This window comes from Olsenella sp. DNF00959, assembly GCF_001553055.1.
Taxonomy (GTDB): Bacteria; Actinomycetota; Coriobacteriia; order Coriobacteriales; family Atopobiaceae; genus Olsenella_I; species Olsenella_I phocaeensis.
The window spans coordinates 20,974-43,103 of sequence record NZ_KQ960127.1 but is presented as its reverse complement, the minus strand read 5'-3'; the positions used below and the strand labels follow the sequence as shown (position 1 = coordinate 43,103).

21 protein-coding genes are annotated in these 22,130 nt (G+C 66.9%); 7 read left to right on the top strand and 14 right to left on the bottom strand.

The window, feature by feature from the left end; genetic code table 11:
- Positions 1–33: 33 nt before the first annotated feature.
- Positions 34–735, top strand: coding sequence for a 5'-methylthioadenosine/adenosylhomocysteine nucleosidase (locus HMPREF1868_RS03840; protein ID WP_062530605.1), 702 nt, complete (start codon positions 34–36; stop codon positions 733–735).
- A gap of 20 nt (positions 736–755) precedes the next feature.
- Here the strand turns inward: HMPREF1868_RS03840 and HMPREF1868_RS03835 are convergent, their stop codons facing one another.
- The 3 genes from HMPREF1868_RS03835 to HMPREF1868_RS03825 form a co-directional block, all read right to left on the bottom strand.
- On the bottom strand, positions 756–3,404 hold the full coding sequence (locus tag HMPREF1868_RS03835; RefSeq protein WP_082719515.1) for an ATP-dependent helicase: 2,649 nt from the start codon (positions 3,402–3,404) through the stop codon (positions 756–758).
- 89 nt (positions 3,405–3,493) lie between these two features.
- Positions 3,494–3,910: a type II toxin-antitoxin system VapC family toxin gene (locus HMPREF1868_RS03830; protein ID WP_072500111.1), complete on the bottom strand. Its 417-nt coding sequence runs from the start codon at positions 3,908–3,910 to the stop codon at positions 3,494–3,496.
- Positions 3,907–4,236: a hypothetical protein gene (locus HMPREF1868_RS03825; protein ID WP_062530603.1), complete on the bottom strand. Its 330-nt coding sequence runs from the start codon at positions 4,234–4,236 to the stop codon at positions 3,907–3,909. Before HMPREF1868_RS03825 ends, HMPREF1868_RS03830 begins: the two co-directional genes overlap by 4 nt.
- Positions 4,237–4,409: 173 nt before the next feature.
- Here HMPREF1868_RS03825 and HMPREF1868_RS09730 point away from each other — a divergent pair, with 173 nt between their 5' ends.
- The 3 genes from HMPREF1868_RS09730 to HMPREF1868_RS03815 all read left to right on the top strand — a co-directional run bounded on the left by HMPREF1868_RS09730 (position 4,410) and on the right by HMPREF1868_RS03815 (position 6,185).
- Positions 4,410–4,559, top strand: coding sequence for a hypothetical protein (locus HMPREF1868_RS09730; protein WP_009278756.1), 150 nt, complete (start codon positions 4,410–4,412; stop codon positions 4,557–4,559).
- Positions 4,552–5,733 carry a cation diffusion facilitator family transporter gene (locus tag HMPREF1868_RS03820; protein ID WP_062530601.1) on the top strand — a complete coding sequence of 394 codons (1,182 nt, stop codon included), beginning with the start codon at positions 4,552–4,554 and terminating at the stop codon, positions 5,731–5,733. The genes HMPREF1868_RS09730 and HMPREF1868_RS03820 overlap by 8 nt, the downstream gene beginning before the upstream one ends.
- Positions 5,734–5,828: 95 nt before the next feature.
- Entirely contained in the window at positions 5,829–6,185 is a 357-nt protein-coding gene (locus HMPREF1868_RS03815) for a nitrous oxide-stimulated promoter family protein (RefSeq protein ID WP_082719514.1), read from the top strand.
- Between the two features lie 35 nt (positions 6,186–6,220).
- Here the strand turns inward: HMPREF1868_RS03815 and HMPREF1868_RS10165 are convergent, their stop codons facing one another.
- From HMPREF1868_RS10165 to HMPREF1868_RS03765, 10 genes are all read right to left on the bottom strand, one after another.
- The gene (locus tag HMPREF1868_RS10165) at positions 6,221–6,850 is read right to left on the bottom strand and encodes a CatB-related O-acetyltransferase (RefSeq protein WP_062530599.1); all 630 of its coding nucleotides are present in this window, start codon (positions 6,848–6,850) and stop codon (positions 6,221–6,223) included.
- A gap of 94 nt (positions 6,851–6,944) precedes the next feature.
- A complete protein-coding gene (locus HMPREF1868_RS03805; protein ID WP_062530597.1) occupies positions 6,945–7,412 on the bottom strand; it encodes a low molecular weight protein-tyrosine-phosphatase in 468 nt (155 codons plus the stop codon).
- Positions 7,413–7,626: 214 nt separating this feature from the next.
- Positions 7,627–8,388, bottom strand: coding sequence for an amino acid ABC transporter ATP-binding protein (locus HMPREF1868_RS03800; protein WP_009278751.1), 762 nt, complete (start codon positions 8,386–8,388; stop codon positions 7,627–7,629).
- Positions 8,389–8,543: 155 nt separating this feature from the next.
- The gene (locus HMPREF1868_RS03795) at positions 8,544–9,395 is read right to left on the bottom strand and encodes an amino acid ABC transporter permease (protein ID WP_062530595.1); all 852 of its coding nucleotides are present in this window, start codon (positions 9,393–9,395) and stop codon (positions 8,544–8,546) included.
- Positions 9,392–10,051: an amino acid ABC transporter permease gene (locus HMPREF1868_RS03790; protein ID WP_062530593.1), complete on the bottom strand. Its 660-nt coding sequence runs from the start codon at positions 10,049–10,051 to the stop codon at positions 9,392–9,394. The genes HMPREF1868_RS03795 and HMPREF1868_RS03790 overlap by 4 nt, the downstream gene beginning before the upstream one ends.
- A gap of 110 nt (positions 10,052–10,161) precedes the next feature.
- Complete coding sequence (locus HMPREF1868_RS03785; protein ID WP_062530591.1) at positions 10,162–11,154, bottom strand: glutamate ABC transporter substrate-binding protein; 993 nt, start codon at positions 11,152–11,154, stop codon at positions 10,162–10,164.
- Positions 11,155–11,493: 339 nt separating this feature from the next.
- Positions 11,494–12,465, bottom strand: a complete 972-nt coding sequence (locus HMPREF1868_RS03780; RefSeq protein ID WP_062530589.1) for an undecaprenyl-diphosphate phosphatase — start codon at positions 12,463–12,465, stop codon at positions 11,494–11,496.
- A gap of 168 nt (positions 12,466–12,633) precedes the next feature.
- Positions 12,634–13,113, bottom strand: a complete 480-nt coding sequence (locus tag HMPREF1868_RS03775; RefSeq protein ID WP_062530587.1) for a PTS sugar transporter subunit IIA — start codon at positions 13,111–13,113, stop codon at positions 12,634–12,636.
- A gap of 2 nt (positions 13,114–13,115) precedes the next feature.
- A complete protein-coding gene (locus HMPREF1868_RS03770; RefSeq protein WP_062530585.1) occupies positions 13,116–14,681 on the bottom strand; it encodes a PTS transporter subunit EIIC in 1,566 nt (521 codons plus the stop codon).
- Positions 14,682–14,812: 131 nt separating this feature from the next.
- On the bottom strand, positions 14,813–16,138 hold the full coding sequence (locus tag HMPREF1868_RS03765; RefSeq protein ID WP_062530929.1) for a family 4 glycosyl hydrolase: 1,326 nt from the start codon (positions 16,136–16,138) through the stop codon (positions 14,813–14,815).
- A 222-nt stretch (positions 16,139–16,360) separates the two neighbouring features.
- Between HMPREF1868_RS03765 and HMPREF1868_RS03760 the strand changes: the two genes are divergently transcribed.
- Both HMPREF1868_RS03760 and HMPREF1868_RS03755 read left to right on the top strand, forming a co-directional pair.
- The gene (locus HMPREF1868_RS03760) at positions 16,361–17,161 is read left to right on the top strand and encodes a MurR/RpiR family transcriptional regulator (protein ID WP_062530584.1); all 801 of its coding nucleotides are present in this window, start codon (positions 16,361–16,363) and stop codon (positions 17,159–17,161) included.
- A 139-nt stretch (positions 17,162–17,300) separates the two neighbouring features.
- Entirely contained in the window at positions 17,301–17,750 is a 450-nt protein-coding gene (locus HMPREF1868_RS03755) for a universal stress protein (protein ID WP_062530582.1), read from the top strand.
- 161 nt (positions 17,751–17,911) lie between these two features.
- Here the strand turns inward: HMPREF1868_RS03755 and HMPREF1868_RS03750 are convergent, their stop codons facing one another.
- Positions 17,912–18,946, bottom strand: a complete 1,035-nt coding sequence (locus HMPREF1868_RS03750) for a DMT family transporter (RefSeq protein WP_082719513.1) — start codon at positions 18,944–18,946, stop codon at positions 17,912–17,914.
- A gap of 156 nt (positions 18,947–19,102) precedes the next feature.
- On the opposite strand from HMPREF1868_RS03750, the gene HMPREF1868_RS03745 reads away from it, so the two are divergent.
- A complete protein-coding gene (locus tag HMPREF1868_RS03745; protein ID WP_062530580.1) occupies positions 19,103–22,075 on the top strand; it encodes an insulinase family protein in 2,973 nt (990 codons plus the stop codon).
- The last annotated feature ends 55 nt before the right edge of the window (positions 22,076–22,130 follow it).

The following is a 22,130-nucleotide window of genomic DNA, read 5'->3' as shown; positions in this document are numbered from 1 at the left end:
CAAATCGCACGGCATGGCAGGGAGGAGCCGCACATGAAGGTCGGAATCATCGGCGCCATGGAGGTCGAGGTCGAGAGTCTCGTCGCGGGCATCGCGGACGACGAGGTCACGAGTCTCGCGGGTATGGAGTTCCACGAGGGCACTCTCGAAGGTGTTCCCGTCGTGGTGGTGCGCTGCGGCGTGGGCAAGGTCAACGCAGCCGTCTGTGCGGAGGCCCTGGCGGTCCGCTTCGACGTCACGCACGTCATCAACACCGGCGTCGCCGGCTCGCTCAACGCCCGCCTCGACATCGGAGACATCCTCGTCTCGCACGACGCCGTCCACCACGACATGGACGTGAGCGCGCTGGGATACGCCAAGGGAGAGGTGCCCGGCCTCCCCGTCGTGGCCTTCCCGGCAAGCGAGGGGCTCGTCTCTGCCGTGGCTCGCGCCGTAAGCAAACTTGACCTGGGCATCTCTTGCATAGAGGGACGAGTCGCCTCGGGCGACCAGTTCGTGAGCGGCCAAAGCCAGAAGGACCACATCGTCCAAGAGTTCCAGGCCGACTGCTGCGAGATGGAGGGCGCGTCCATCGCGCATGCCTGCTGGCTGAACGGCATCCCCTTTGCCATCGTGCGTGCGATCAGCGACAAGGCGGACGGCTCGGCACAGCAGGACTACCCCAGCTTCGAGCGCAAGGCCGCCCACGACTGCGCGGCAATCGTGCGAAAGACCCTCGAGCTGCTGGGCGCCTGAGCTGCTGGGCGCCTGAGCTGCTAGCCCTCGATCTTGACGATGGGAGCGAAGCCCTTCATCAGCTTCTTTGTCTTGCCCGTCCGGCTGAAGAAGACCTCGATCGTGTCCCCCGAGGCGGACTTCACGACGCCGGGACCAAAGGTCTTGTGAGAGACGCGGTCCCCGGGGGCAAAGCTCTCGGCCGCCTTCGCGCGGTCGCGCTGGATCGGCACAGGACCCGTGGGACGGGCCGCGGGAGAGCCTCCGGTCGAACGGGTCCGCGAGCCGAAGACGTGCCCTCCGTAGACCTCCGAGCCACGTCCGGAACCGTAGGTTCCATGGCGGTCGCCACGTTTCTCCCAGCCCACGCCGCTGAAGCCCGAGGAGCCCACACCGGTGGCATGGACGTCCTCCGCGGGAATTTCGTTCAGGAAGCGGCTGCGTGGGTTCGTCGAGACCGAGCCAAAGGTCCTGCGCGTCGCGGCATAGGTGAGATAGAGCCGCCTCTCCGCACGCGTGATGGCGACGTAGGCGAGCCTCCTCTCCTCCTCGATGCTCTCGGGGTCCCCCTCATGGGCACGGTGCGGGAAGATGCCCTCCTCGAGGCCGGCCACGAAGACGACGGGGAACTCCAGTCCCTTGGCGGAGTGCACGGTCATCATGGTGACGGCGCTGGACTGGCCCGCCAGGGAGTCGAGGTCGGAGCGCAGGGCGAGCCACTCCATGAGGACGGGAAGCTTCTCCGCGGCTGCAGGTGGCATCTCTCTGTCTTCTGGCAGTTCGACGTTCGCTTCGCTCGCTCGCCAAGGCGACTCACTGTCAGAGGACAGAGAGACGGCAGCTGCGGGAGCTTGGTCCGCCGACACGTCAGGGGCACCGGCGAGGTCGAGGGCGCCGGCCTCGCGAAGCTGGCGCAGGCTCTCCAACGTCTCGGTGACGTCGTCGTGAGTCTCGTCGAACTCCTGCGCGACACCGAAGAACTCCTTGATGTTCTCTACGCGGCTGTCCGCCTCGACCGTCTGCTCCGCCTCGAGCGCCTTTATGAGGCCCGAGCGCTCCACGATCATCTGGACCACGTCGCCCAGGTCGCCCGAGAAGTGACGGGCGACCTCGATGGCACCGGTAAACTGGGCGAGGCCGCCTCGGGCCTTTGCGCCCACGATGCCAGGCTCGTCCACGCAGGCCTCCGCGGCGGCGAAGAACGAGATGCCCTCCTCGGCGGCGTACTGCTGGATCTTGCGGATCGAGGTGCTGCCGATGCCGCGCCTCGGCGTGTTGACCACGCGCAGGGCGCTCACGTCGTCGTTGGGGTTCACGACGAGCTTGAGGTATGCCATCACGTCACGGATCTCTGCGCGGTCGAAGAAGCGCGTGCCACCCACGATCTTGTAGGGCACGCCCGCGCGCAGGAACATGTCCTCGAGGATGCGCGACTGCGCGTTGGTCCGGTAGAAGACTGCCACGTCGTCGTAGCTGGTGCCCTGGTCGTGCAGCTTCTCTATCTCGGAGCCGATCCAACGTCCCTCGTCGCGCTCGTCGGAGGCCTGGAAGACCTCGATCTTCTCGCCATCGCCACCATCCGTGAACAGGCGCTTCGCCTCGCGACGCGAGTTGTTGCGCACCACGGCGTTGGCGGCGCTCAGGATGTGGCCGCAGGAGCGGTAGTTCTGCTCGAGCTTCACCACCGTGGCCCCCGGGTAGTCCTTGCGGAAGCTCAGGATGTTCTGGATGTCGGCGCCGCGCCAGGAGTAGATGGACTGGTCGTCGTCGCCCACGACCATGAGGTTCTTGTACTTGCGCGCCAGGAGGTTGGTGATGGCGTACTGCACGCCGTTGGTGTCCTGGTACTCGTCCACGCTGATCTGGCGGAAGCGCTCCTGGTAGGAGTCGAGCACCTCGGGATACTTGGAGAGGAGCTCGAAGGTCTTGACCAGGAGGTCGTCGAAGTCCATGGCGTTGGCCCGGGCGAGGCGGCGCTCGAGGGAGTGGTACACGCGAGCGGCCGCGCGCTCGACGGGCGACTTGGCCTGCGCCTCCATCTCGTCGGGCGAGACGAGCGCGTTCTTCGCCTTGCTGATGAGCGAGCGGATGGCGGGGAGCGGGCATTGCTTCTGGTCTATGTCGAGGTCCGACATGATGGACTTGACCAGGCGCTTCGAGTCGTCGTCGTCGTAGATGCTGAAGTTGCCCCGGTAGCCCAGGCGCTCGCCGTCCTCGCGGAGCATGCGCACGCACATGGCGTGGAAGGTGCAGACCCACATGCCGCGGGTACCACCAGGCAGGAGCTTGCCCAGGCGCTCGCGCATCTCGGCCGCAGCCTTGTTGGTGAAGGTGATGGCCAGGACCTGCCAGGGTCGCACCCCCTCGTCCTGGATCATGTGGGCGATGCGGAAGGTGAGGACGCGCGTCTTGCCCGACCCCGCACCAGCAAGCACCAGCAGGGGCCCCTTCGTGCACTCCGCCGCCCTGCGCTGGGCGGGGTTGAGGCCCGCGAGGTCCACGCCGCCTTGCGCGGCGCGGGGGTTCGCGGGCGGGACCCAGGCGGGCTCTTCCGCGGCACGGGCCGCATCGGCAGCCACGGGGGCTGTCGCAGCATCGGGCCGGGCGGGATGCGCCGGCATCGTGGGCACGGGCGCGGTCGTAAGGTCACTGCCAAAGAGGCTGGTCTGGAACTCGTCGAAGCTGGGCATTGCACTCCTGAGGTCGGTGGCGTCCGTAAGAGTCTAACCCCCGCCCCGGACACATTGGCAAACCCCATGCCCAATCCGCACGGTTGGCCTCATTCCCCGTCAGTCGGCAGCTCGTGCACAGTGTCGACGCCACACTCCTCGCAAAGTGACAGGAGCCCCTTGTCCAAGGTGAAGAGCGTTGCCCCGAGCCTACGAGCGAGCACCAGGTAAAAGAGGTCGTAGGCGGGATGGCCCAGCCTCATGGACTCGCCCAGCGCCTCACGGGCGAGCACCGCCATGTCCGCGAAGCCATCCACGAGCGCGAGAGAGTCTTCGAGAAGCGCCAGGGCACCAGCCCTGTCAAGCAGCCCCGCCCGGAAATACTTGAAGGCGACGTTGCTCGCCTCTACCAGCAGGAGGGAGGGCGCGACAATGGTCTCGTCCTCATGCATCAGTCCCGCAAGCGCCCTGCCCTCAGCACTGTCTCGGGCAATCTCCACGGCCGCCGAGCAATCCAGCACGATCATCGGGTATCACGGTCCTCTCTCACGAGTTCCGCAGCGTTGGGAAAGCCATCCGGGAGCTCGAAGCAGACGCGCGAGCGAATCCTCTCGAGAACAAGCCGGCGCCTCGCCCTGCGCTCCTCGCGATTCCCCTCGATGCGGATTCCTAGGCTCTCGAGCTCGGGGGTCTCGATGTGGCGGTTCCGCTCACGGAGGACACGCCCCTCTGCGAAGTGCTCCTCGACGATCACTGTCATCTGCTGCGCCAAGGAGCGGCGCTCGAGCCGCGCCTCCTCCGCCACTTTCTCGTAGAGGTCCTGGGGCATCTCCCTCACCTGTACGGCTGGCATCTTATCTCCTTCGTTTTGCATGCGTCACGCATCCATACTAGCATGGTGAGAAAGCCAGAAAGACATGATTGGCGGCATGCCGTTCGCCAAGACGGGTTCGGGGTACCATTCCACGTTACCGGGCATCGCAAGCCCACGGACTCCAGAGCGGCGGTCGAGTCAGGAGGTAGCGGGTGTCTCACAAGATTCTTCTCCACACCGTCGTAGACGACGAGGAGGTCATGCGCATGGCCATAGGCGCAACCTGCGAGCTTCTCGTCGAGGGACGAACGTTGGCCCATGTCGTGGCCGCCACATCCCACTACAAGGAGGGCCATGACTGAGTGGCTGGTGCGGACCTTCGTCAGGGACGCGGACAACACCTCGTCGGCAGCGGTGCGCTCGGGCTACGGCAGGCTCTCGAGCGTCACCTGCATCGTGCTCAACGTATTGCTCTGCCTCTCCAAGGGCATGGTCGGCGTCGTGGTGGGCTCCGTCTCGATCGTCGCCGATGCCATCAACAACCTCTCCGACGCCTCGAGCAACGTGGTGAGCCTCATCGGCTTCAAGCTCGCCAGCCGCCCTGCCGACGAGGGCCATCCCTACGGGCACGGCCGCTACGAGTATCTCGCTGGCATGGTGGTGGCGGTCCTGGTCGTGGCCGTCGGCGTGCAGCTCGCCCGCTCCTCGGTGGAGAGGATCCTCGCCCCCCAGGCCCCCGGCCTCGACCTGGTGACCGTGGGAATCCTGCTCCTTTCCATCGTGGTAAAGCTGTGGATGGCACGCTTCAACAGGTCGCTCGCCCGACGCATCGGCTCGGGCGTGCTCGAGGCCACGGCCGTCGACTCCAGGAATGACGTCATCGCCACCTCGGCCGTCTTTCTCGCATCGCTCGCCTCCGCGGCAAGCGGACGCGACCTGGACGGCTGGGCGGGACTTGCCGTCGCCGCCTTCATCGTGGCGAGCGGCATCGGCCTGTTGCGCGACACCGTGGACCCCCTCATGGGCCAGACGCCCTCCGCCGAGCTGGTGCAGCGGGTGTACGAGAGGATCATGTCATATCCGGGGGTGTTGGGCACGCATGACCTGCTGATTCACGACTACGGTCCCGGAAGGCAGTTTGCCAGTGCCCACGTCGAGATGGCTGCGGACGCCACCGTGCGGCAGAGCCACCTGGTCCTGGACCGGATCGAACGGGAGCTGCTTCAGGACGAGCACCTGCGCATCATCCTGCACTGCGACCCCATCGAGACCGAGGTCGGCAGCGATGACCTGCGCAACTGGGTCTCGGGCGAGCTCGCTGGGCTCGACCGGCGCCTGAGCGTCCACGACGTGGACTTCTGGCGGGACCGGGGACTCATGCGCGTGCGACTGGACTGCAGGAAGCCGGACGGCGTGGACATCTCGGACGACGAGCTGCGCCAGGCGGTCGAGGCCATCGTGCGCAGGCGCGTGCCTGGCGCGGACGTGGAGCTCACCATCGACACGGGCTACGTCTCCCCCGCCTCAGAGGAGTAGCGCCCCCTCGGCTTGCGCTCTCGCGACCCCGAAGTTAGTCTTGACTAATGGACTCAACGAATAACTTCGTCGGGCGACGGAACGGGCGGGCCGAATTGGGCAAGGACGAAAAGGTCGAGAGAAAGCGCCGACGCGAGGCCGAGGTCGTCTCGCAGATGATCACCCTGCGCTGTCATGCGCTCCATGGCTCGCGTGACGGCCTGTGCGACGAATGCGCCGACCTGCTCGACTACGCGCTCGCCCGCATAGCTCGCTGCCCCCACATGGCGACGAAGACCTTCTGCTCGCAGTGCCCCACGCACTGCTACGCCCCGGCGCGTGCGGAACAGATCCGCGAGGTGATGCGCTGGGCGGGACCCCGCATGCTCCTGCACCACCCCGTCATGGCCATCCATCACGCACTCGAGACCATGGCTGCGGCGTGGCGCGCCAGGCGCGCTCAGGCGAGCTGAGCGAGAGGCGCTCCCTTCTCCTCCGATCGCCCTGACTACGAGCCGGCCTTTATCGCAAGCAAGGCATCTCGACTCGAATCCAAATCCAGGCTCGTCAGATAGGGAATCGCACGGTCCAGCTGCCCGTCGCTGAAGTCCCACCACCTTAGGGCCTCGAGGAACTCGATGGTCTCGTCCTCGAAGCGAAACTTGACGACCTTGGCGGGGTTGCCCACGACAACCGCATATGCGGGAACGTCCTTGGCCACCACGGCACGCGCGCCGATGATTGCCCCATCCCCGATGCGCACGCCCGGCATGATGGTCGCCTGACGCCCGATCCAGACGTCGTTGCCTATGATCGTGTCGCCCCTGTCGGGTATGTCCTTCTTCTCGATCGTCGTCCTGCGCGCCCAATCCAGGCTCACCTGGTTGAAGGGAAAGGACGAGAAGCAATCAATCGCATGGTTCGCCGCACCCATGATTATCTCCACGCCCACCGCAATCGAGACGAAGCTTCCTATCTTCAGGCTCCCATGGCCGGGATAGTTGTAATGAACGACATCCCGGTCAAAGACCGTGTCCGGGTCGTCGTCCAGCGAGTAGTAGGAGTACTTCCCGACCGAGATGTTATCGGCCAGCCTTTGCTCGCTCAGTATCAGCATGTTCTTGTTTCTGACGTCCATGCCAGGCTCTTTCCTCTCCGCTATACCAGCTGCTATGCCAGCGCACTTCGTTCCGCCAGCAAGATGAAGTCGTCCGCCTTACTGGTACCCAGCGTCAATGCGCCTGGTCGTCGCAGACGAGCCGGGCGAGAAGCGCCGCGCACCCAACGCTCACGTCACGATACGTTGCGTCGAAGTCGCCCGTGTACCAGGGGTCGGCCACGTCTCGACCCTCCCCCGCCCAGTCCAGGAGCTTCGAGACCTTGCCTTCCGGGTCGTCGCCGATGATGCGCGAGAGGCCCCGGCGGTTCTCCTCGTCCATGATCACCAGATAGTCGAAGGAGTCGTAGTCCGCACGCGTGACCTGGCGGGCGCGATGGTGCCCGCAGGGCACGCCCTCGCGCTCGAGCTTCCTCCGGGTGCCGGGATGGACGTCGTTGCCTATCTCCTCGCGGCTGGTCGCCGCGGAGTCAATCCGGAACTCCGTCTCGAGCCCCGTCTCGCGCACGAGCTGCTCCATCACGTACTGCGCCATGGTCGAGCGGCAGATGTTGCCGTGGCAGATGAACAGGATGCTGGTCATGGGTCTCCTCGTCAGTCTTGCCTTGCCCGGATGTAGTCCCACAAAGCACCCTTGGATGGTAGCAAGCGCCGCAGCCAGCTGCGGACCTCCCTTTTGGCAAAGTCCGCAGCTGGCTCAAGCACACAAGGAGAAGCGGGCGAGAGAGGCGCCCCCTCTGGTCAGGGCCGACAGCCAAGAGGACCACCCCCTCGGCCCGAACCTCCGCAGCTCTCGCCTAGTGGCCCTTGATGGAGTCCAGGAAGTCCCTCGCACGCTGGGACTTGGGATGGTCGAAGAACTCCGCCGGCGAGCCCTCCTCCACGATTTGGCCGTCGGCCATGAAGACCACGCGGTCGCTCACGCGGCGGGCGAAGTTCATCTCGTGCGTGACCACCACCATGGTCATGCCCTGGCGGGCGAGCTCGACCATGACGTCCAGGACCTCGTTGATCATCTCGGGGTCAAGGGCGCTCGTGGGTTCGTCGAAGAGCATGGCCTTGGGGTGCATGGCCAGCGAGCGCGCGATGGCCACGCGCTGTTGCTGCCCGCCCGAGAGCTGGGCCGGCACCTTCTGCGCCTGCTCGGCCACGCCCACGCGCCTCAGGAGCTCCATCGCCTCGGCCTCGGCCTCCTTGCGGGGCCTTCCCAGCACCTCGACGGGACCCATGGTCACGTTGTCCAGGATGCTCTTGTGCGCGAAGAGGTTGAAGGACTGGAACACCATGCCGATCTCGGCGCGCACGGCGGCGAGATCGCGGCCCTCCTCGGGCAGGGGCCGGCCCTCGATGAGGATCTGGCCGTCGTCGATGGTCTCGAGCCGGTTTATGGTGCGGCAGAGGGTCGACTTCCCGGAGCCCGAGGGCCCGATGACCACGACGACCTCGCCCTTCTTGACCTTGAGGCTCACGTCGCGCAGGACGTGGAGGTCTCCGTAGTGCTTGTTGACGTGGTCAAGCTCGATGACGGGCAGCTGGGTGCTGGTCTCTTCCATGGCCATCTGTGTCTCCGATCGACGTTGCGTTTGGCTATTTGCCCTGCATTGCGGCAGGGGATGGTTCGTGGCTCTCGCCTGCATGGGATGCGTCCGCTCGCCTCGCGCCGACGGACTTGGACAGACGAGCTGCCACGACGTCCGCGCGACCGGCGACTTCCCTACACGGCGGCCGTGCTCGTGCGCGAGATGATCTTGGTCCCCGTCTTGCGCGCCACCGCGACAGACGCCTTGTTGATGAGGTAGTTGAGCAGGATGTAGATGATCGCGATCACGAAGTAGGTGCTCACGAGCGCGTCGTAGTTGGTGATGAGCACGCGCGCGTTCTGCAGCATGTCGGGGTAGCTCACCACGTAGGCGACCGTCGTGTCCTTGACCACGACCACCAGCTGCGAGATGAGCGTGGGAATCACGAAGCGGATGGCCTGGGGCAGCACGATCTTGAAGGTGATCTTGTGCTTGCTCATGCCCAACGACATGGCCGCCTCGACCTGGCCGCGCGGCACGGCGTTGACGCCCGCGCGGAAGACCTCGGCGAGCACGCCCGAGGCGGCAAGCCCCACCGGCAGCGTGATCATCCAGAAGGACGAGAGCTTGATGCCGTACTGGGGAACGACCAGGAAGAAGAAGTAGATCAGAAGCAGGCTGGGCACGCCGCGGAAGAAGTCGATGACCACGCGCGAGACGAGCGCGACCGGCCTCAGGGCGCTGGTCCTTCCCAGCATGAGCACGAGACCCAGCACCAGGGCGATGACGCCCGCCACCAGGGCGACCTGGATGGTGCCCAAAAAGCCGCGACCCAGGAAGGCCCAGGTGGACGCCTGGCCGAAGAAGGTCCAGTACTTGGCGGCGAGCTGGCCTGTCAGGTAGAAGCGCTGGACGACGAGCCCCAGCGCGACGGCGACGAGGACAAGGGAGATGGCGATGCCCACACGGATGTTGCGGCGCATCCTCGGGCCGGGCGCCTCGAAGAGGGCGTCCCTCATGGACATGGTATCGGTATGGGAGCTCATCGGACGATCCTCACCCTCTTGTCGATGCGGTTTCCGACGAAGCCGATGACCACGGCGGTCAGCACGTAGCCCAAGGCCGAGATGGCGAAGGCAAGGATGCCGCCAGTGGACCTCGTGTTGATGTACGACACTGCCCCCGTGAGCTCATTGGGGCTCAGCGGCACCTGGGATCCCAGGGCCGTGGTGAGCATCACCGCGATGAGCAGGTTGGTCATGGGGAGGACCGCCGAGCGCAGCGCCTGGGGAATCACGACCTGTCGCTGGATCTGGACGAAGCCCATGCCCAACGAGCGTGCCGCCTCGATCTGTCCCACGCCGATGGTGTTGATGCCGCTCATGAAGTTCTCGGAGCCGAAGGCGGATCCCAGGAGCACGCAGGCGATGACCACGCTTGGCCCATAGTCCAGCACGACCTTGAGGACGGGCAGCGCGTAGACGATGATGATCACCAGCGAGACGCCCGGGATGTTGCGGAACACCTGGACGTAGAGGTCGCCCACGACGCGCAGGGGCCTGATGGGGGACACGCGCATGACGGTGACCACCAGCGCGAGCACCATCGCGCCCACGTACGAGACGGCAGTCATCTTCCAGGTGGTGAGCAACGCCGTCAGGTAGACGTCGCCATATGTGGTGAGAAGCTCAGAGAGCCCCATGTGCCTCTCCTTACCGCAGCGGGGCCATCGCGCGCAGGGAACGCACGAAGGCCCCGTTGCCAAGGTTCATGTCGTGGGCGACTCGCCGCGGCCGTCCCGTCCGCTTCGGGCTAGGCCTGGATGGCAGGGGCCTCGGGAGCGGAGGCGACACCGGTGCGGTCACCGATGGCGATCTGCCAGAGCTTGGCCCAGGTGCCCTCGTCCTCGACCTTCTTGAGGAAGGCGTTCACGAAGGCGACGCCGTCGGAGTCGAGGGGCAGGCCGATGCCGTAGGGGTCGTCGGGGCCGAAGGGGTCGCCGGCGATGCGGTACTTGCCCGGGTTCTTGGCGACGCTGCCGTAGTGCAAGGTGATGTCGATGATGTAGGCGTCGACGCGGCCCTGCTCCAGAGCGGTACGCGCCTCCTCGTCGGTGCTGAACTCCTGGACCTTCGCCTCGGGCGCGAATTCGGCGACGACGCCGGGGCCGGTGGAGCCGGACTGCGCGGCGACGTTCTTGCCCTTCAGGTCGTCCACGCCGTTGATGTCGGTGTTGTCAGCCTTGACGAGGATGCCCTGCTGCGAGGTGTAGTAGGGGCCGGCGAACGAGATGAGCTTCTTGCGCGCGTCGGTGATGGAGTAGGTGGCGAAGACGGCGTCGACCTGGCCGTTGGTCAGCACGGACTCGCGGGTGTCCGAGGTCACCTGGGTGACCTCGATCTTGGACTCGTCGCCCAGGATGTAGCGGGCGAGGAGCTGCGAGAGGCCCGCGTCGAAGCCGCGGAGCTTGCCGTCCGTCTCGTTGAGGAGACTGAAGAGGGTCGAGGTGCGCGTGGTGCCCACACGGAAGCTGCCGGCGTCCTTGATGGCCTTGGCCCAGCTGCTGGCCTGGACGGTGGCGTCGTCGGCGACGGCACCGGAGGCGATCAGGCTGTCGTAGGCGGTGGCGTCGATGGCGACGGGGGTGGCGTCAGCCGAGGCGTCGGAGGAGCTGGCGCCATTGCTGGAGCTGGCGTCGTCGGGGCTGCAGGCGGCGAGCGCGAGGGCCGCGAACCCACCGACGCCCAGGCTGAGGGCCTGGCGACGGGTCGCGAAGGGCGTGCGCTTGGTAGCATCGTTCTTCATGGTGGTGCCTTTCTCCTTGGGCGGGCGCGGGCATGATGCCCTCCCGCACTCCTGCCCTCACGGGCAAGGTAGCAAAGCTAATCATACTTGACGGGTAGGAATAAGCTTCAGCTACGATACCCCCAAGGGGTGCCGTCCTATACAGCCGTTACCCCCTGTTCATCAAAATGCTCAGGGTCGCGGACGCGTCCCCTGAAAAGTCGAGCCGCCATCTCACGCCGCCATCCGCGACGATGCGGCAAAAAATGTGCCCCGGGCAGGTCTGATGGGACCAAGGCCGGGGCAGAGACTCGCGACGGGCAGGCAAGGCGAGAGGGGCGAGCGCCCCCTCCCCTGGCCCTAGGTCAGGAGGAAGTAAGCGATGACCGCCGCGCCCAGCGAGATGCGGTACCAGCCGAAGGGCCGGAAGTCGTGCCTTCGGATGTATCCCATGAGGAAGCGGATGACGGCGAGGGAGACCACGAACGCCACCACGCACCCCACGGCGAGGACCATGGCCTCGTTGGGCGCGAATCCGTTGCCCTTGAGGAAGAACTTGACGAGTCGGAGGGCGCTCGCGCCAAACATCACGGGGATGGCCAGGTAGAAGGTAAACTCCGCCGCGACCTTGCGGGAGCAGCCCAAGATCAGGCCGCCGATGATGGTGGAGCCGGAGCGAGACGTGCCTGGCACCATCGAGAGCACCTGGAACACGCCGATGCCGATCGCCGTGGGCCAGTCGAGGGAGTCTATGTCACGCACGCGGGCGCCCGCGTCGGCAAGGGCAGACGGCCCGTCCGTCTCCGGCCCCTCGGCACGCGCCGCGAGGTGGCGCGGACCCTCCGCGGTGCCAGCGCGGCGCGCAGCCGACATGACGGCCCCGGCCCCACCCGCGGCGGCAAGCGCGGAGGCACGCCTCTCTCGCCCGGACTCGATGACGATGAAGGCGATGCCATAGACGATGAGGGCACCGGCGATCACGAAGGGACCGCCCAGGTGCTCCTCCATCCAGTCGTTGAGGGGGATGCCGATGACCGCGGCGGGAAGGCAGGCGACGACGATCTTGGCCCACAGCGACCAGGTGGCCCTGCGCCGCGCGGCGTCCTTCTCGCGCGAGAAGGGGTTGAGCTCGCCGAAGTAGAGCACGCAGACAGCGAGAATGGCGCCCAGCTGGATCACGACCAGGAACATGTTCCAGAAGTCGACGGACACGTCGAGGCTCACGAACTGCTGGAGCAGCAGCATGTGTCCTGTGGACGAGACGGGAAGCCACTCCGTGACCCCCTCGACCAGACCGAAGAGCGCGGCCTTCAGAAACTCGACCAGATCCATGGGCCCTCCCCACGACGCGGTTCCCGGGACGGACCCCGAGCGTTCGGGCTAACTATGACAGCGCCGGCACATGCCGGGCGCCGGGACGGCCTCTCACCACGAGAAACGCGAACGGCCCCGACACCACGTGCATGCCGGGGCCGTTCATGTCTGCCGCGGTGGCCAGGGCTAGCGTACGGAGAAGAGCACGTCCCCGCGGCGCAGGCTGCCGGAGGCGAAGTCGCTGACCTGCCGGTCGTCGGCGTCCGTCACCGTGACCACGGTCTCGGTGCTCTTGCCCGCCTTCCGGATGGCATCGAGGTCGGCATCGAGCAGGGGCTGCCCCGCCCTCACGCGGTCGCCCACCCTGACGTGCGCCACGAAGGGCGCCGCATTGAGCTCGACGGTGTCGATACCCACGTGGAGCATCACGTCAAGGCCCGAGTCGGACCTGATGCCGATGGCGTGCAGGGTGTCGAAGACCACCTCGACGCTACCGTCCACGGGCGAGCAGAGCCGTCCCTCGCTGGGCAGGAGCACCACGCCCCGACCCATCATCCCCTGGGCGAACACCGGGTCGGAGCAGCTCGAGAGCGGGAGCGCCTCGCCAGCCGCAGGGCTCAGGACGCGCACCCCGCCCCTGCCCGAAAAAAGGTCGAAGAGCCCCATCCCTACTCCATCTCCAGAATCTCGCGCATCTGCGTGGCATAGAGCGACGCCTTGTTGCCATAGACGATCTGGACGCCACCGCTCACGTGGACTATGCCGTGGGCTCCCAGCTCCTTGGTGAAGTACTCGTCAGGCTCGACCGCGGAGGGGTCGACCAGCATGAGGCGGAGTCGGCTGAAGCAGGCGTCGGCGTTGCCGATGTTCTGGGGCCCGCCCACGGCCTCGACGATCCTCTCCACGAGCTCGGAGCTCGGCGCGCCGGCGCTGGCCACCTCCTTGACGTCCTGGCCGTCGTCCTCGCGGCCAGGGGTCTTGAGGTCCTGCTTGAGGATGAGGAAGCGGAACGAGAGGTAGTACACGGCGAAGTAGATGGGGCCGAGGACCAGGATCACCCACCAGTTGGAGCCCTTGGCGCTGCCCAGGATGCCGTTGAACACGAGCGAGATGAACGGGCCTCCGAAGGCGGTCGACCCCGCCACGTTGAAGTTGAGCAGGTAGGTGAGGGCGTAGGCGAGACCCGCCATGATGGCATGCACGACGAAGAGCACGGGGGCGACGAAGAGGAAGGCGTACTCGACGGGTTCGGTGATTCCCATGAAGACGCAGGGGATCAGCGAGGCCACCATGAGGGCGCCGACCTTGCGCCTGTTCTGGGGAAGCGCGGTGCGCCAGAAGGCGAGCGCGGCACCGGGCAGGCCGAACATGGCGAAGACGACCTTGCCGTTCATGACGAAGCGCGAGACCTCGATGTCGAAGCTCCTGTCGTTTGAGCTGACGATCGCGTTGTAGATGTTGACCGCACCGCTCACCGCGTTGCCGTCGATGGTCTGGCTGCCGCCCAGGTTGGTGAACATGAAGGGCAGGTACACGAAGTGGTGGAGGCCAAAGGGCAGCAGCAGCCTCTCGCAGGAGCCATAGACGAAGCTGCCCAGGGCACCCGCGCTACGGATGAAGGCGCTGAGGGCGCCGAGCGAGGCCTGGATGGGCGGGAACACGAAGGACATCACGATGCCCAGGAGGCTGCAGAAGGCGATGGTGGCGGCGGGGATGAAGCGCGTGCCGTTGAAGATCGAGAGCACGGGTGGGAGCTCGATCTTGTACCAGCGGTTGTGGACCCAGGCCACGAGCGCGCCCACGACGAGGCCGCCGATGACGCCGGTGTCGAGCGTGACGGTGCCAAGGATGGCCGCCTGGCCGGTCGCCAGATTCTTGGGGTCTATGGTCCCCAGCTTGGTGAGGAAGGTCCCCATGACGGCGTTCATCGTCATGTATCCGATGAAGCCGCAGAGGGCCGCGGTGGCCTTCTCGGACTTGGCGAAGCCGTAGGCCACGCAGATGGCGAAGAGCATGGGGATGTTGCCCATGACCACGTTGCCCGCCACCTTGCAGAGCGAGAAGAGCATGCCCGGCACCGCAGCGCCCAGCCAAGGCGCCACGTTGAGCAGGGACTTGCTGGTGAAGGCGCTGCCCAGGCCGACCAAGATGCCCGCGATGGGCAGGATCAGGACCGGCGTCATGAGCACCTTGCCGAGCCGCTGGAACTTGGCGAGTGCCTCTTCCTTGTTCATAGCCAACTGCCTTTCCTTGTGCGGGGGCGGCGCGCCCGGGCAGGGCCCCTGTCGCGCGCGTCGCCGCTCGCAGCTCCCCTGATGGTGCGGGACGCGACCCTGACGGCGCGCCCCGCCGTTGCCCAAGGCCCCTAGTGGAGCTCGGGCCAGTAGCCCTCGTTGGCCTCGACGAGCTTGTCGAGGACCTTGCGGGCCTCCTTGCCGTCGTTGACGAGCCTGTTGAGGGTGAGCGCCTGAAGCGCCTTGCCGTAGGAGTGCTCGAGGTAGGCCTCGATGGCCAGGCGCTCGTAGGAGTACTGGTTCACCATGAGACCGTGGTAGAAGGTGTCGATCTTGCCCACCGCGTACGGCACGGGGCCGTTGACGCCCACGCTCGCGGCGACCTCGACCTGGGCGTCGTCGGGGAAGTCCTTGATGATGCCGTCGTTGCGCACCATGACGATGAAGGTCTTGCGGGTGTTGCGGTAGATCGCGGAGGAGACCTCGACGATCATGTCGCCGTGGGCGTCGTTCTGGACGACCGACGAGCCCTGGGCGGTGCCCACCTTCGCCACGCGGCGGCACTCCTCGAAGACGCGCTTCTCTCGCCCGTTTATGACCTCGTCGCTGCGGGTGTAGTTGGGGTCGAGGTGCGCGACCTTGTACTTGGGATACAGGTAGTACTGAAGATAGGTGTTGGGCAGGTACTCGGGGAAGTCATCGAGCATGTCTGCCACCATGGCGTAGGTGTCGAGCCAGGACTGGTCGCGCTGCTCGGCGTCGACGGGCTTGAAACCGTACTTCTTGGTGTAGTCCTTGATGTCGGGCACGAGGTCGTGGCCAGACTCGTCGTAGAGGTGCGTGAACCATCCGAAGTGGTTGAGGCCGAAGTAGGTAGGCTCCCAGTTGCTGGGGTCCTTGCCCAGGAGCCTGCCATAGGAGCGCAGCAGGTTGACGGGCTGGTCGCAGATGTTGAGGATGCGCCTCTCGTCCGGGAAGACGCGTGCCAGGCCGTAGGCGACGAGGGCTGCGGGATTGGTGTAGTTGATGATCCACGCCTTGGGGCTGCGGGCACGCACGTCCTCGACGATCTGGATCATGTCGCTCATGGAGCGGATGCCGTAGGCCATGCCACCCGCGCCGACGGTCTCTTGGCCGATCAGACCCATGGACAGGGGGATCTTCTCGTCCTTGGAGCGCATGTCGTAGCCGCCGGTGCGAATCTGGCAGAGGACGAAGTCGACGTCCTCGTAGGCGACGTCCTTGTCGGTGGTGTAGTCGAACTCGACGCCCGGAGCCTCCTCGCGGAAGAGGATCTTTCCGAAGTCGCCGATCACGGCCTGGCGCTCGGCATCGGTGTCGAACATGACAACGCGCCTGAGCGGGAAGATGTCCTGGTGCTTGGTCAGGGACTTGAGGATGCCGGGGCACCAGGTGGAGCCGCCGCCGACGATGACGATGTTGAGCTTGTCCTTCATGAGGATCACTGGCCTCTCTGTGCTCAGTTGCGCCTTCTCTTCCAAGGGGCCGGGCCGTCGCCTCCCGGGATTTGGCGACCGTCCTTCCCGTCGGCAACGTTGTACAGGAGGCATCTGCCGGAAGCGCCCCTGACCACGACGTTTGGACGCACGCCACGCATCTGGTATACGTACACAATCGTGTGTAGGAATACACGAGCGCGCTCGTCGACGGGAGACGACATGAGGTTCTACGACGCGATGAGGGAGAACTCGCTCAAGCTCAATCGCATGGAGACCGACATCCTGCGCTACGTGGTCGCCTCCAAGGACCGCGTGCGGCAGCTCAGCGCCAAGGAGCTCGCGGGGCACTTCTACGTGGCGCCCAACGCGATCACCCGGCTTGCTCACAAGCTGGGCTTCTCCGGCTTCAACGAGATGAAGTCCTCATATCTCGTCTCGCTCGAGGAGCGCAACTTCACTATCGAGCGGACCAGCCTGGACGAGTCCATCGTCCGCACTCGCGAGCTCCTGAACGACCGCCTCGTGGAGGAGGTCGTCGATGCCATCGAGTCCGCCGACCAGGTCGTCTTCTTCGCCTCGGGCCTCTCGGTCCTGCCCTGCGAGGACCTCTGCAGCAAGCTCAAGATCCTGGGAAAGCATGCGGAGGTGCTCAGGGAGCGTCACGTCATGACCCACACCGCCAAGCTCCTGGGCAGCAACGACCTGCTCTTCGCCGTCAGCGTGAGTGGCGAGACCGGCGTCTCGATCGACTCGACGCTCATAGCCAAGGCGCGCGGCGTGAGGGTCGTGACGCTCACGGGCCTCTCGAAGAACCGCCTGGCTTCCCTGGCCGACCACGCCCTCTATGCGGTCGACCGCCAGATCACCTACGACGACATGGACCTCAACAGCCGCCTGGCCTTTTACTACGTGATGGAGGTCATCTTCGAGCGGCTCTTCGCGCGCGTGACCTCGCGAGGCGAGGGGCCCGCCTCGGACGAGGGCCGCACGGACCCCATGTCGGAGGGGCTGCTGTCCTAGGGGCGCGTCCCTCTCGCCTACAGAGGCCGGGACGCCGCCCACGCCACCAGAGGGGCCGACGGCAGCGTGGCCGCGAGTGCCATCCGCGCCCGCGGGTACACTCCAGGAAACGTGCCATTCGTCCTCTGGAGGTGTTCCCATGGCAAGCTACCAGGACCTGGGCTACGACAAGATCCTCGTCACCCTGGACGGAACCGAGCAGCAGGGGGAGGTGCTGCGACGGGCGATCATCGTCGCGGCAAACAACAACGCCGAGCTCTACATAGGCCACGTCATCGACGCCACGGCGCTCGAGGCGGCGGGGAGTTTCCCCACGGGGCTCGTGGCCACGCTGGAGGAGGACTTCCGCGCGTCCATCGCCGACCAGGTGGCCGAGGCCGAGGCGGAGGGCCAGATCAAGCGCGTCGAGGTCATCGTGCGCGCCGGACGCATCCGCGAGACCCTGAAGGAAGAGATGATCGACGTCATCCATCCCGACCTCATCATCTGCGGCGCACGCGGGCTCTCATCGATCAAGTACGCCCTCCTGGGCTCGATCTCGACCTTCCTCACCAGGAGCGCCAGCTGCGACACGCTGGTCATCAAGTAGGCCGGCAGGAGGCTCGGCCGGTCGCAAGGGTCCCGACACGGAATCGTTCAGAACTCGCCCGAGTTGGCAGAAAGTCGCCGTCTCGGGCGAGTTCTGCATGCCATGCCACCGGCGGAGACGGACCGCCCCCCCACCTCTTCCAGGAGAGAATCCCCTCCCCCCTACGCCGTAAGGAAGACCATGGCGATGATCATGGCGAAGCCGGCGAGCTCAGCCGGCCCGAACACCACCCCGAGCCAGAGCACCGAGCTCAGCGTGGCAACCACGGGTTCGACCGTGCCCAGCATCGAGCCGCGAACGGAGCCGACCTCCTTGATTCCCTGCAGGTAGAGGGCATAGGCCCCGAAGGTCCCCAGCACAACCGACGCCGCGACCATGACCCAGCCCGCGCCGTCGAGGGCGGGCATGTGCTCCCAGGGGCGGTAGGCCAGCGAGAGCGCCACCCCCGACACGAGGAAGGCGAGGCCGTTCACGGCGAAGTTTCCCCAACGCCGGATGAGCTCGAGGGGCTGGATGGCCAGGATCGTGGCGGCGACCGCGCAGGCCAGGCCCCAGCCCAGCCCCTCCGGCGGGAGCGAGAGCGCGGCGGGGTTGCCCCCCGTGGCGACCAGATAGGTGCCCCCGAAGGCAAGCACCACTCCCGCGAGCTCCCTCCTGCGAGGCCTCCTGCGCCCGTGCACGCACACCACCAGCATGACGATGACGACGTTCAGGCTCTGGAGCACCGTCGCGGTGGCGGAGTTCGTCCAGTCGATGGCCTCGAGGTAGGCGACCTGTGAGAGCAGGATGGAGCCGAAGGCCACGCCCACCACGCCGCGCAGCGAGCGACGGTCGCGCAGGAGCCCTCCCAGGCGCCCGGGCGAGCCCAGGCCCGCCATGGCCAGGAAGAGCCAGCAGGCGGTGAGCTCCCTCACGCAGACCATCCAGAGCGGGTCCACGGCGTAGCTGCCCATGAGGAGCTTCGAGAGCGTGCCGTTGAGCCCCCAGAGCGTGCCGCCCGCCAGGGTGAGGAGCGTCCCTCTGACCTTGCGCCTCGCATCCTCGTCGGCAGCGCCGGCACGGCTTCGAACGCCCGCTCCCACGGCACCGACGGATGCCCGTGCGGCACCGGACGCGAGGCCCTCTCGCCCGCAGTCGCCGTCCGCGGCGGCTCCCCCGTCGACGGCCGTCACGCTCCCCTTTGCCTCTTTCCCCACCGCAGACCTCCGTCGCACGCCATGTGGCGCGCAGAATCGTCCCAAGCTTTTGCCTGCTGAGCTTACAACGCGGCGGGCGGGGTAAGTTAAGCACATCGGAAGTCTATGCGGTCCACAGACGCCCGCGGCCGAGACCGCGGCAACGAGGGAGAGAAGATGCCAGCAAGCAAGAGCGGAGTTCCCTTCACCACGCCCGACCCCAGCCTCGCGCCCGGCACGCGGCACGCCGGGTTCACCGTCCGTTCGGTCGAGCCCCTGGAGGAGCTGGGGGGCACCGCCTACGTCATGCGCCACGACGCGAGCGGCGCGCGCCTGATGTGGCTCGCCGTCCCGGACGACAACAAGTCCTTCTCCATCGCCTTCAAGACCCCACCCAAGGACGACACGGGCGTCTTCCACATCCTCGAGCACTCCGTGCTCTGCGGCAGCGACCGCTACCCCGTCAAGGAGCCCTTCGTCAACCTGATCAAGAGCTCCATGCAGACCTTCCTCAACGCCATCACCTTCCCCGACAAGACCATGTACCCGGTGGCCTCCACCAACGTGGCCGACCTCGAGAACCTCATGGGCGTCTACCTCGACGCCGTCCTGCACCCCTCCATCTGGAGGCGCAGGCGCATCTTCGAGCAGGAGGGCTGGCACCTCGAGCCCACGGAGGACGACGGCCTCGCCTACAACGGCGTCGTCTACAACGAGATGAGGGGTGCCACCTCGGACCCCGACGACGTCCTCTTCCAGGCCCTCGACCGCCAGCTCTTCCCCACCAACGCCTACCGCTTCGACTCCGGCGGCGACCCCTCCTCCATCCCCGACCTGAGCTACGAGGAGTTCCTGGACTCCCACGCCCGCCACTACACCCTGCCCAACAGCTACACCGTGCTCTACGGCGACCTGGACATCGAGCGCGAGCTGGCCTTCATCGCCGAGCGCTTCGACGGCGCCGAGGACCGCCACGCCGGCGCCCCCAACCCGCTCGAGCCGCAGGAGCCCGTGCGCCCCGCCCTGGCCAAGGCGCGCATGGCCACCGCCCCCGGCAACGCCGCCGTGGGCCTCTCGTACGTCATCGGCACGGCAGGCCAGCGCGAGCGCGTGCTCGCGGCGGACGTCCTGCTCGACGCCCTCTGTGGCTCCAACGAGGCGCCGCTCAAGCGCGCGGTGCTCCAGAGCGGGCTCGCGGACGAGTTCCAGGGCATCCTGGTGGACGGAGAGCTCCAGCCTCAGGTCGCCTTCCACGCCAAGGGAACCAGGCCCGACTCCGGGCCGGCGCTCCGCGAGCTCGTGGAGGGGACCTGCGCCAGGCTCGTGCGGGACGGCATCGGCAGGGAGCGCCTCGAGGCGTCGCTCGCCCAGGCGGAGTTCAACCTGCGCGAGGGCGACTGGGGCTACTACGCCGACGGAGTGGCCCTCTCCATGCAGGCGATGTCGAGCTGGCTCTACGACGACGGACGCCCGGTGGACTACCTGCGCTTCCAGGACTGCATAGACTCCATGCGAGAGGGGCTCGCCGACGGCTACTTCGAGCGGCTCCTGGACGAGCTGGTCTGCCACAGCGCGCACAACGCCGAGGTGGAGCTCGTGCCCGTGGAGGACGGTGCCGCGGCCGACGAGGCGGCACGGCTTGCGGAGCTGCGCGCGGGCATGGATGACGAGGCCTATGCCGCAGTCGCGTCCGAGCTCGAGGCCCTGAGGCGCGAGCAGGAGGCGCCGGACGACCCGGCCGACGTGGCGCGCCTCCCGCGCCTGGGCGTCGCGGACATCGCCGAGGCCCCCGCCGAGCCACGCGAGGAGCGCGTCGAGGCACCTCTCCCCTGCGTCTGGCACGGCATCCCCACGCATCGGATCGACTACGTCTACCACTACTTCGACCTGCGCCGCCTGACGGCGGACGAACTTCCCTACGCGAGCGTCCTGGCCGAGCTCCTGGGGCGCCTGGGCACCCGCGAGCACAGTGCCGCCGAGCTCGACACGCTGGTGGAGGGCAGGCTGGGCAGCCTGGACTTCTTCTGCGACTCCTACGCGTGGCAGGGCAGCCTCGACGAGGCCAGGCCCTACCTGGTCGTGGGGGTGAGCTCGCTCTCGGAGCGCGTCGCCGACGCCGCGACCATCCCCGCCGAGGTGTGGGGCTCCACCCTCTTCGACGACCAGGAGCGCATCCTGGCCATCCTCCAGCAGAGGCGCATCGCGCTCTCCCAGTACTTCCAGAACAACGGGCACGCCGCCGCGATGGCGCGTCTCTCCACCCACTACTCGCGCTCCGCCACGGCGGCTGACGCGCTGGGTGGCGTGGGCCTCTACCTCTTCCTGAGGGAGCTCCTCGCCAGCTGGGACGAGCGCAAGGACGAGCTCTGCGCGCGGCTCGCAGACGTCGCGCGGCGCGTCTTCAGCTCCGACGAGGTGCTGGTGAGCTTCACCGGACCTCGCGCGGACCTGGACGCGTTCTGGGCGGCGGGCGGCAGCCTGGGTCTCTCCCCCGCAGGGGACGCGGCGGCACACAGGCTCGAGCTCCCCGCGCCCAAGGCCCAGGACGAGGCCTTCCTCATCGCCTCCAACGTGAGCTACGTGGGAGAGGGGGCCGCCCCCTCGGCTGCCGACGCCTTCGGCCCCGGCAACTGGGCCGTCGCCTCGCGCGCGCTGAGCTTCGGCTACCTCTGGAACGAGGTGCGCGTGAAGGGTGGCGCCTACGGCGTCGGCTTCCGCCGCACCACCAGCGGGCTCCCGCAGTTCTGGTCCTACCGCGACCCCGCCGTCACCCCCAGCATCGCCCGCTACGAGAGCAGCGCCGACTGGCTGCGCTCCTGGGACGCCAGCCGGACCGAGCTCGAAGGCTACGTCGTGTCCTGCGTCGCCGCGCACGACAACCCGGTGAAGCCCCGCCAGCTCGCCCGCAGGCAGGACGGCCTGGACCTCTCGGGCCGCCCCGAGGGCTGGCGCGCGGAGCTGCGCGGGCAGGTCCTGGGAACCACGCAGGAGACCCTGCGCTCCATGGCAACGTGCCTGGATGGGCTTGAGGAGAGGCGCAGCCTCTGCGTCTTTGGCCCCCAGGAGCAGGTCGAAGGCTCGGGCCTCACATTTGACCAGGTCATCGACCTAAGGGACGCGGCGGTGGAGAACGAGGCCGCAGAAGGCTAGGAGCGGGCCACCAAGCAAGGCGCAGGCGGGGACGGCCACGCGAGCGGTCGCCCCC

Coding starts and splice junctions, on each gene's coding strand:
- HMPREF1868_RS03840 (WP_062530605.1), top strand. CDS start 34: ATGAAGGTCGGAATCATCGGCGCCATGGAGGTCGAGGTCGAGAGTCTC.
- HMPREF1868_RS03835 (WP_082719515.1), bottom strand. CDS start 3,404: ATGCCCAGCTTCGACGAGTTCCAGACCAGCCTCTTTGGCAGTGACCTT.
- HMPREF1868_RS03830 (WP_072500111.1), bottom strand. CDS start 3,910: ATGATCGTGCTGGATTGCTCGGCGGCCGTGGAGATTGCCCGAGACAGT.
- HMPREF1868_RS03825 (WP_062530603.1), bottom strand. CDS start 4,236: ATGCCAGCCGTACAGGTGAGGGAGATGCCCCAGGACCTCTACGAGAAA.
- HMPREF1868_RS03820 (WP_062530601.1), top strand. CDS start 4,552: ATGACTGAGTGGCTGGTGCGGACCTTCGTCAGGGACGCGGACAACACC.
- HMPREF1868_RS10165 (WP_062530599.1), bottom strand. CDS start 6,850: ATGGACGTCAGAAACAAGAACATGCTGATACTGAGCGAGCAAAGGCTG.
- HMPREF1868_RS03805 (WP_062530597.1), bottom strand. CDS start 7,412: ATGACCAGCATCCTGTTCATCTGCCACGGCAACATCTGCCGCTCGACC.
- HMPREF1868_RS03800 (WP_009278751.1), bottom strand. CDS start 8,388: ATGGCCATGGAAGAGACCAGCACCCAGCTGCCCGTCATCGAGCTTGAC.
- HMPREF1868_RS03795 (WP_062530595.1), bottom strand. CDS start 9,395: ATGAGCTCCCATACCGATACCATGTCCATGAGGGACGCCCTCTTCGAG.
- HMPREF1868_RS03790 (WP_062530593.1), bottom strand. CDS start 10,051: ATGGGGCTCTCTGAGCTTCTCACCACATATGGCGACGTCTACCTGACG.
- HMPREF1868_RS03785 (WP_062530591.1), bottom strand. CDS start 11,154: ATGAAGAACGATGCTACCAAGCGCACGCCCTTCGCGACCCGTCGCCAG.
- HMPREF1868_RS03780 (WP_062530589.1), bottom strand. CDS start 12,465: ATGGATCTGGTCGAGTTTCTGAAGGCCGCGCTCTTCGGTCTGGTCGAG.
- HMPREF1868_RS03775 (WP_062530587.1), bottom strand. CDS start 13,113: ATGGGGCTCTTCGACCTTTTTTCGGGCAGGGGCGGGGTGCGCGTCCTG.
- HMPREF1868_RS03770 (WP_062530585.1), bottom strand. CDS start 14,681: ATGAACAAGGAAGAGGCACTCGCCAAGTTCCAGCGGCTCGGCAAGGTG.
- HMPREF1868_RS03765 (WP_062530929.1), bottom strand. CDS start 16,138: ATGAAGGACAAGCTCAACATCGTCATCGTCGGCGGCGGCTCCACCTGG.
- HMPREF1868_RS03760 (WP_062530584.1), top strand. CDS start 16,361: ATGAGGTTCTACGACGCGATGAGGGAGAACTCGCTCAAGCTCAATCGC.
- HMPREF1868_RS03755 (WP_062530582.1), top strand. CDS start 17,301: ATGGCAAGCTACCAGGACCTGGGCTACGACAAGATCCTCGTCACCCTG.
- HMPREF1868_RS03745 (WP_062530580.1), top strand. CDS start 19,103: ATGCCAGCAAGCAAGAGCGGAGTTCCCTTCACCACGCCCGACCCCAGC.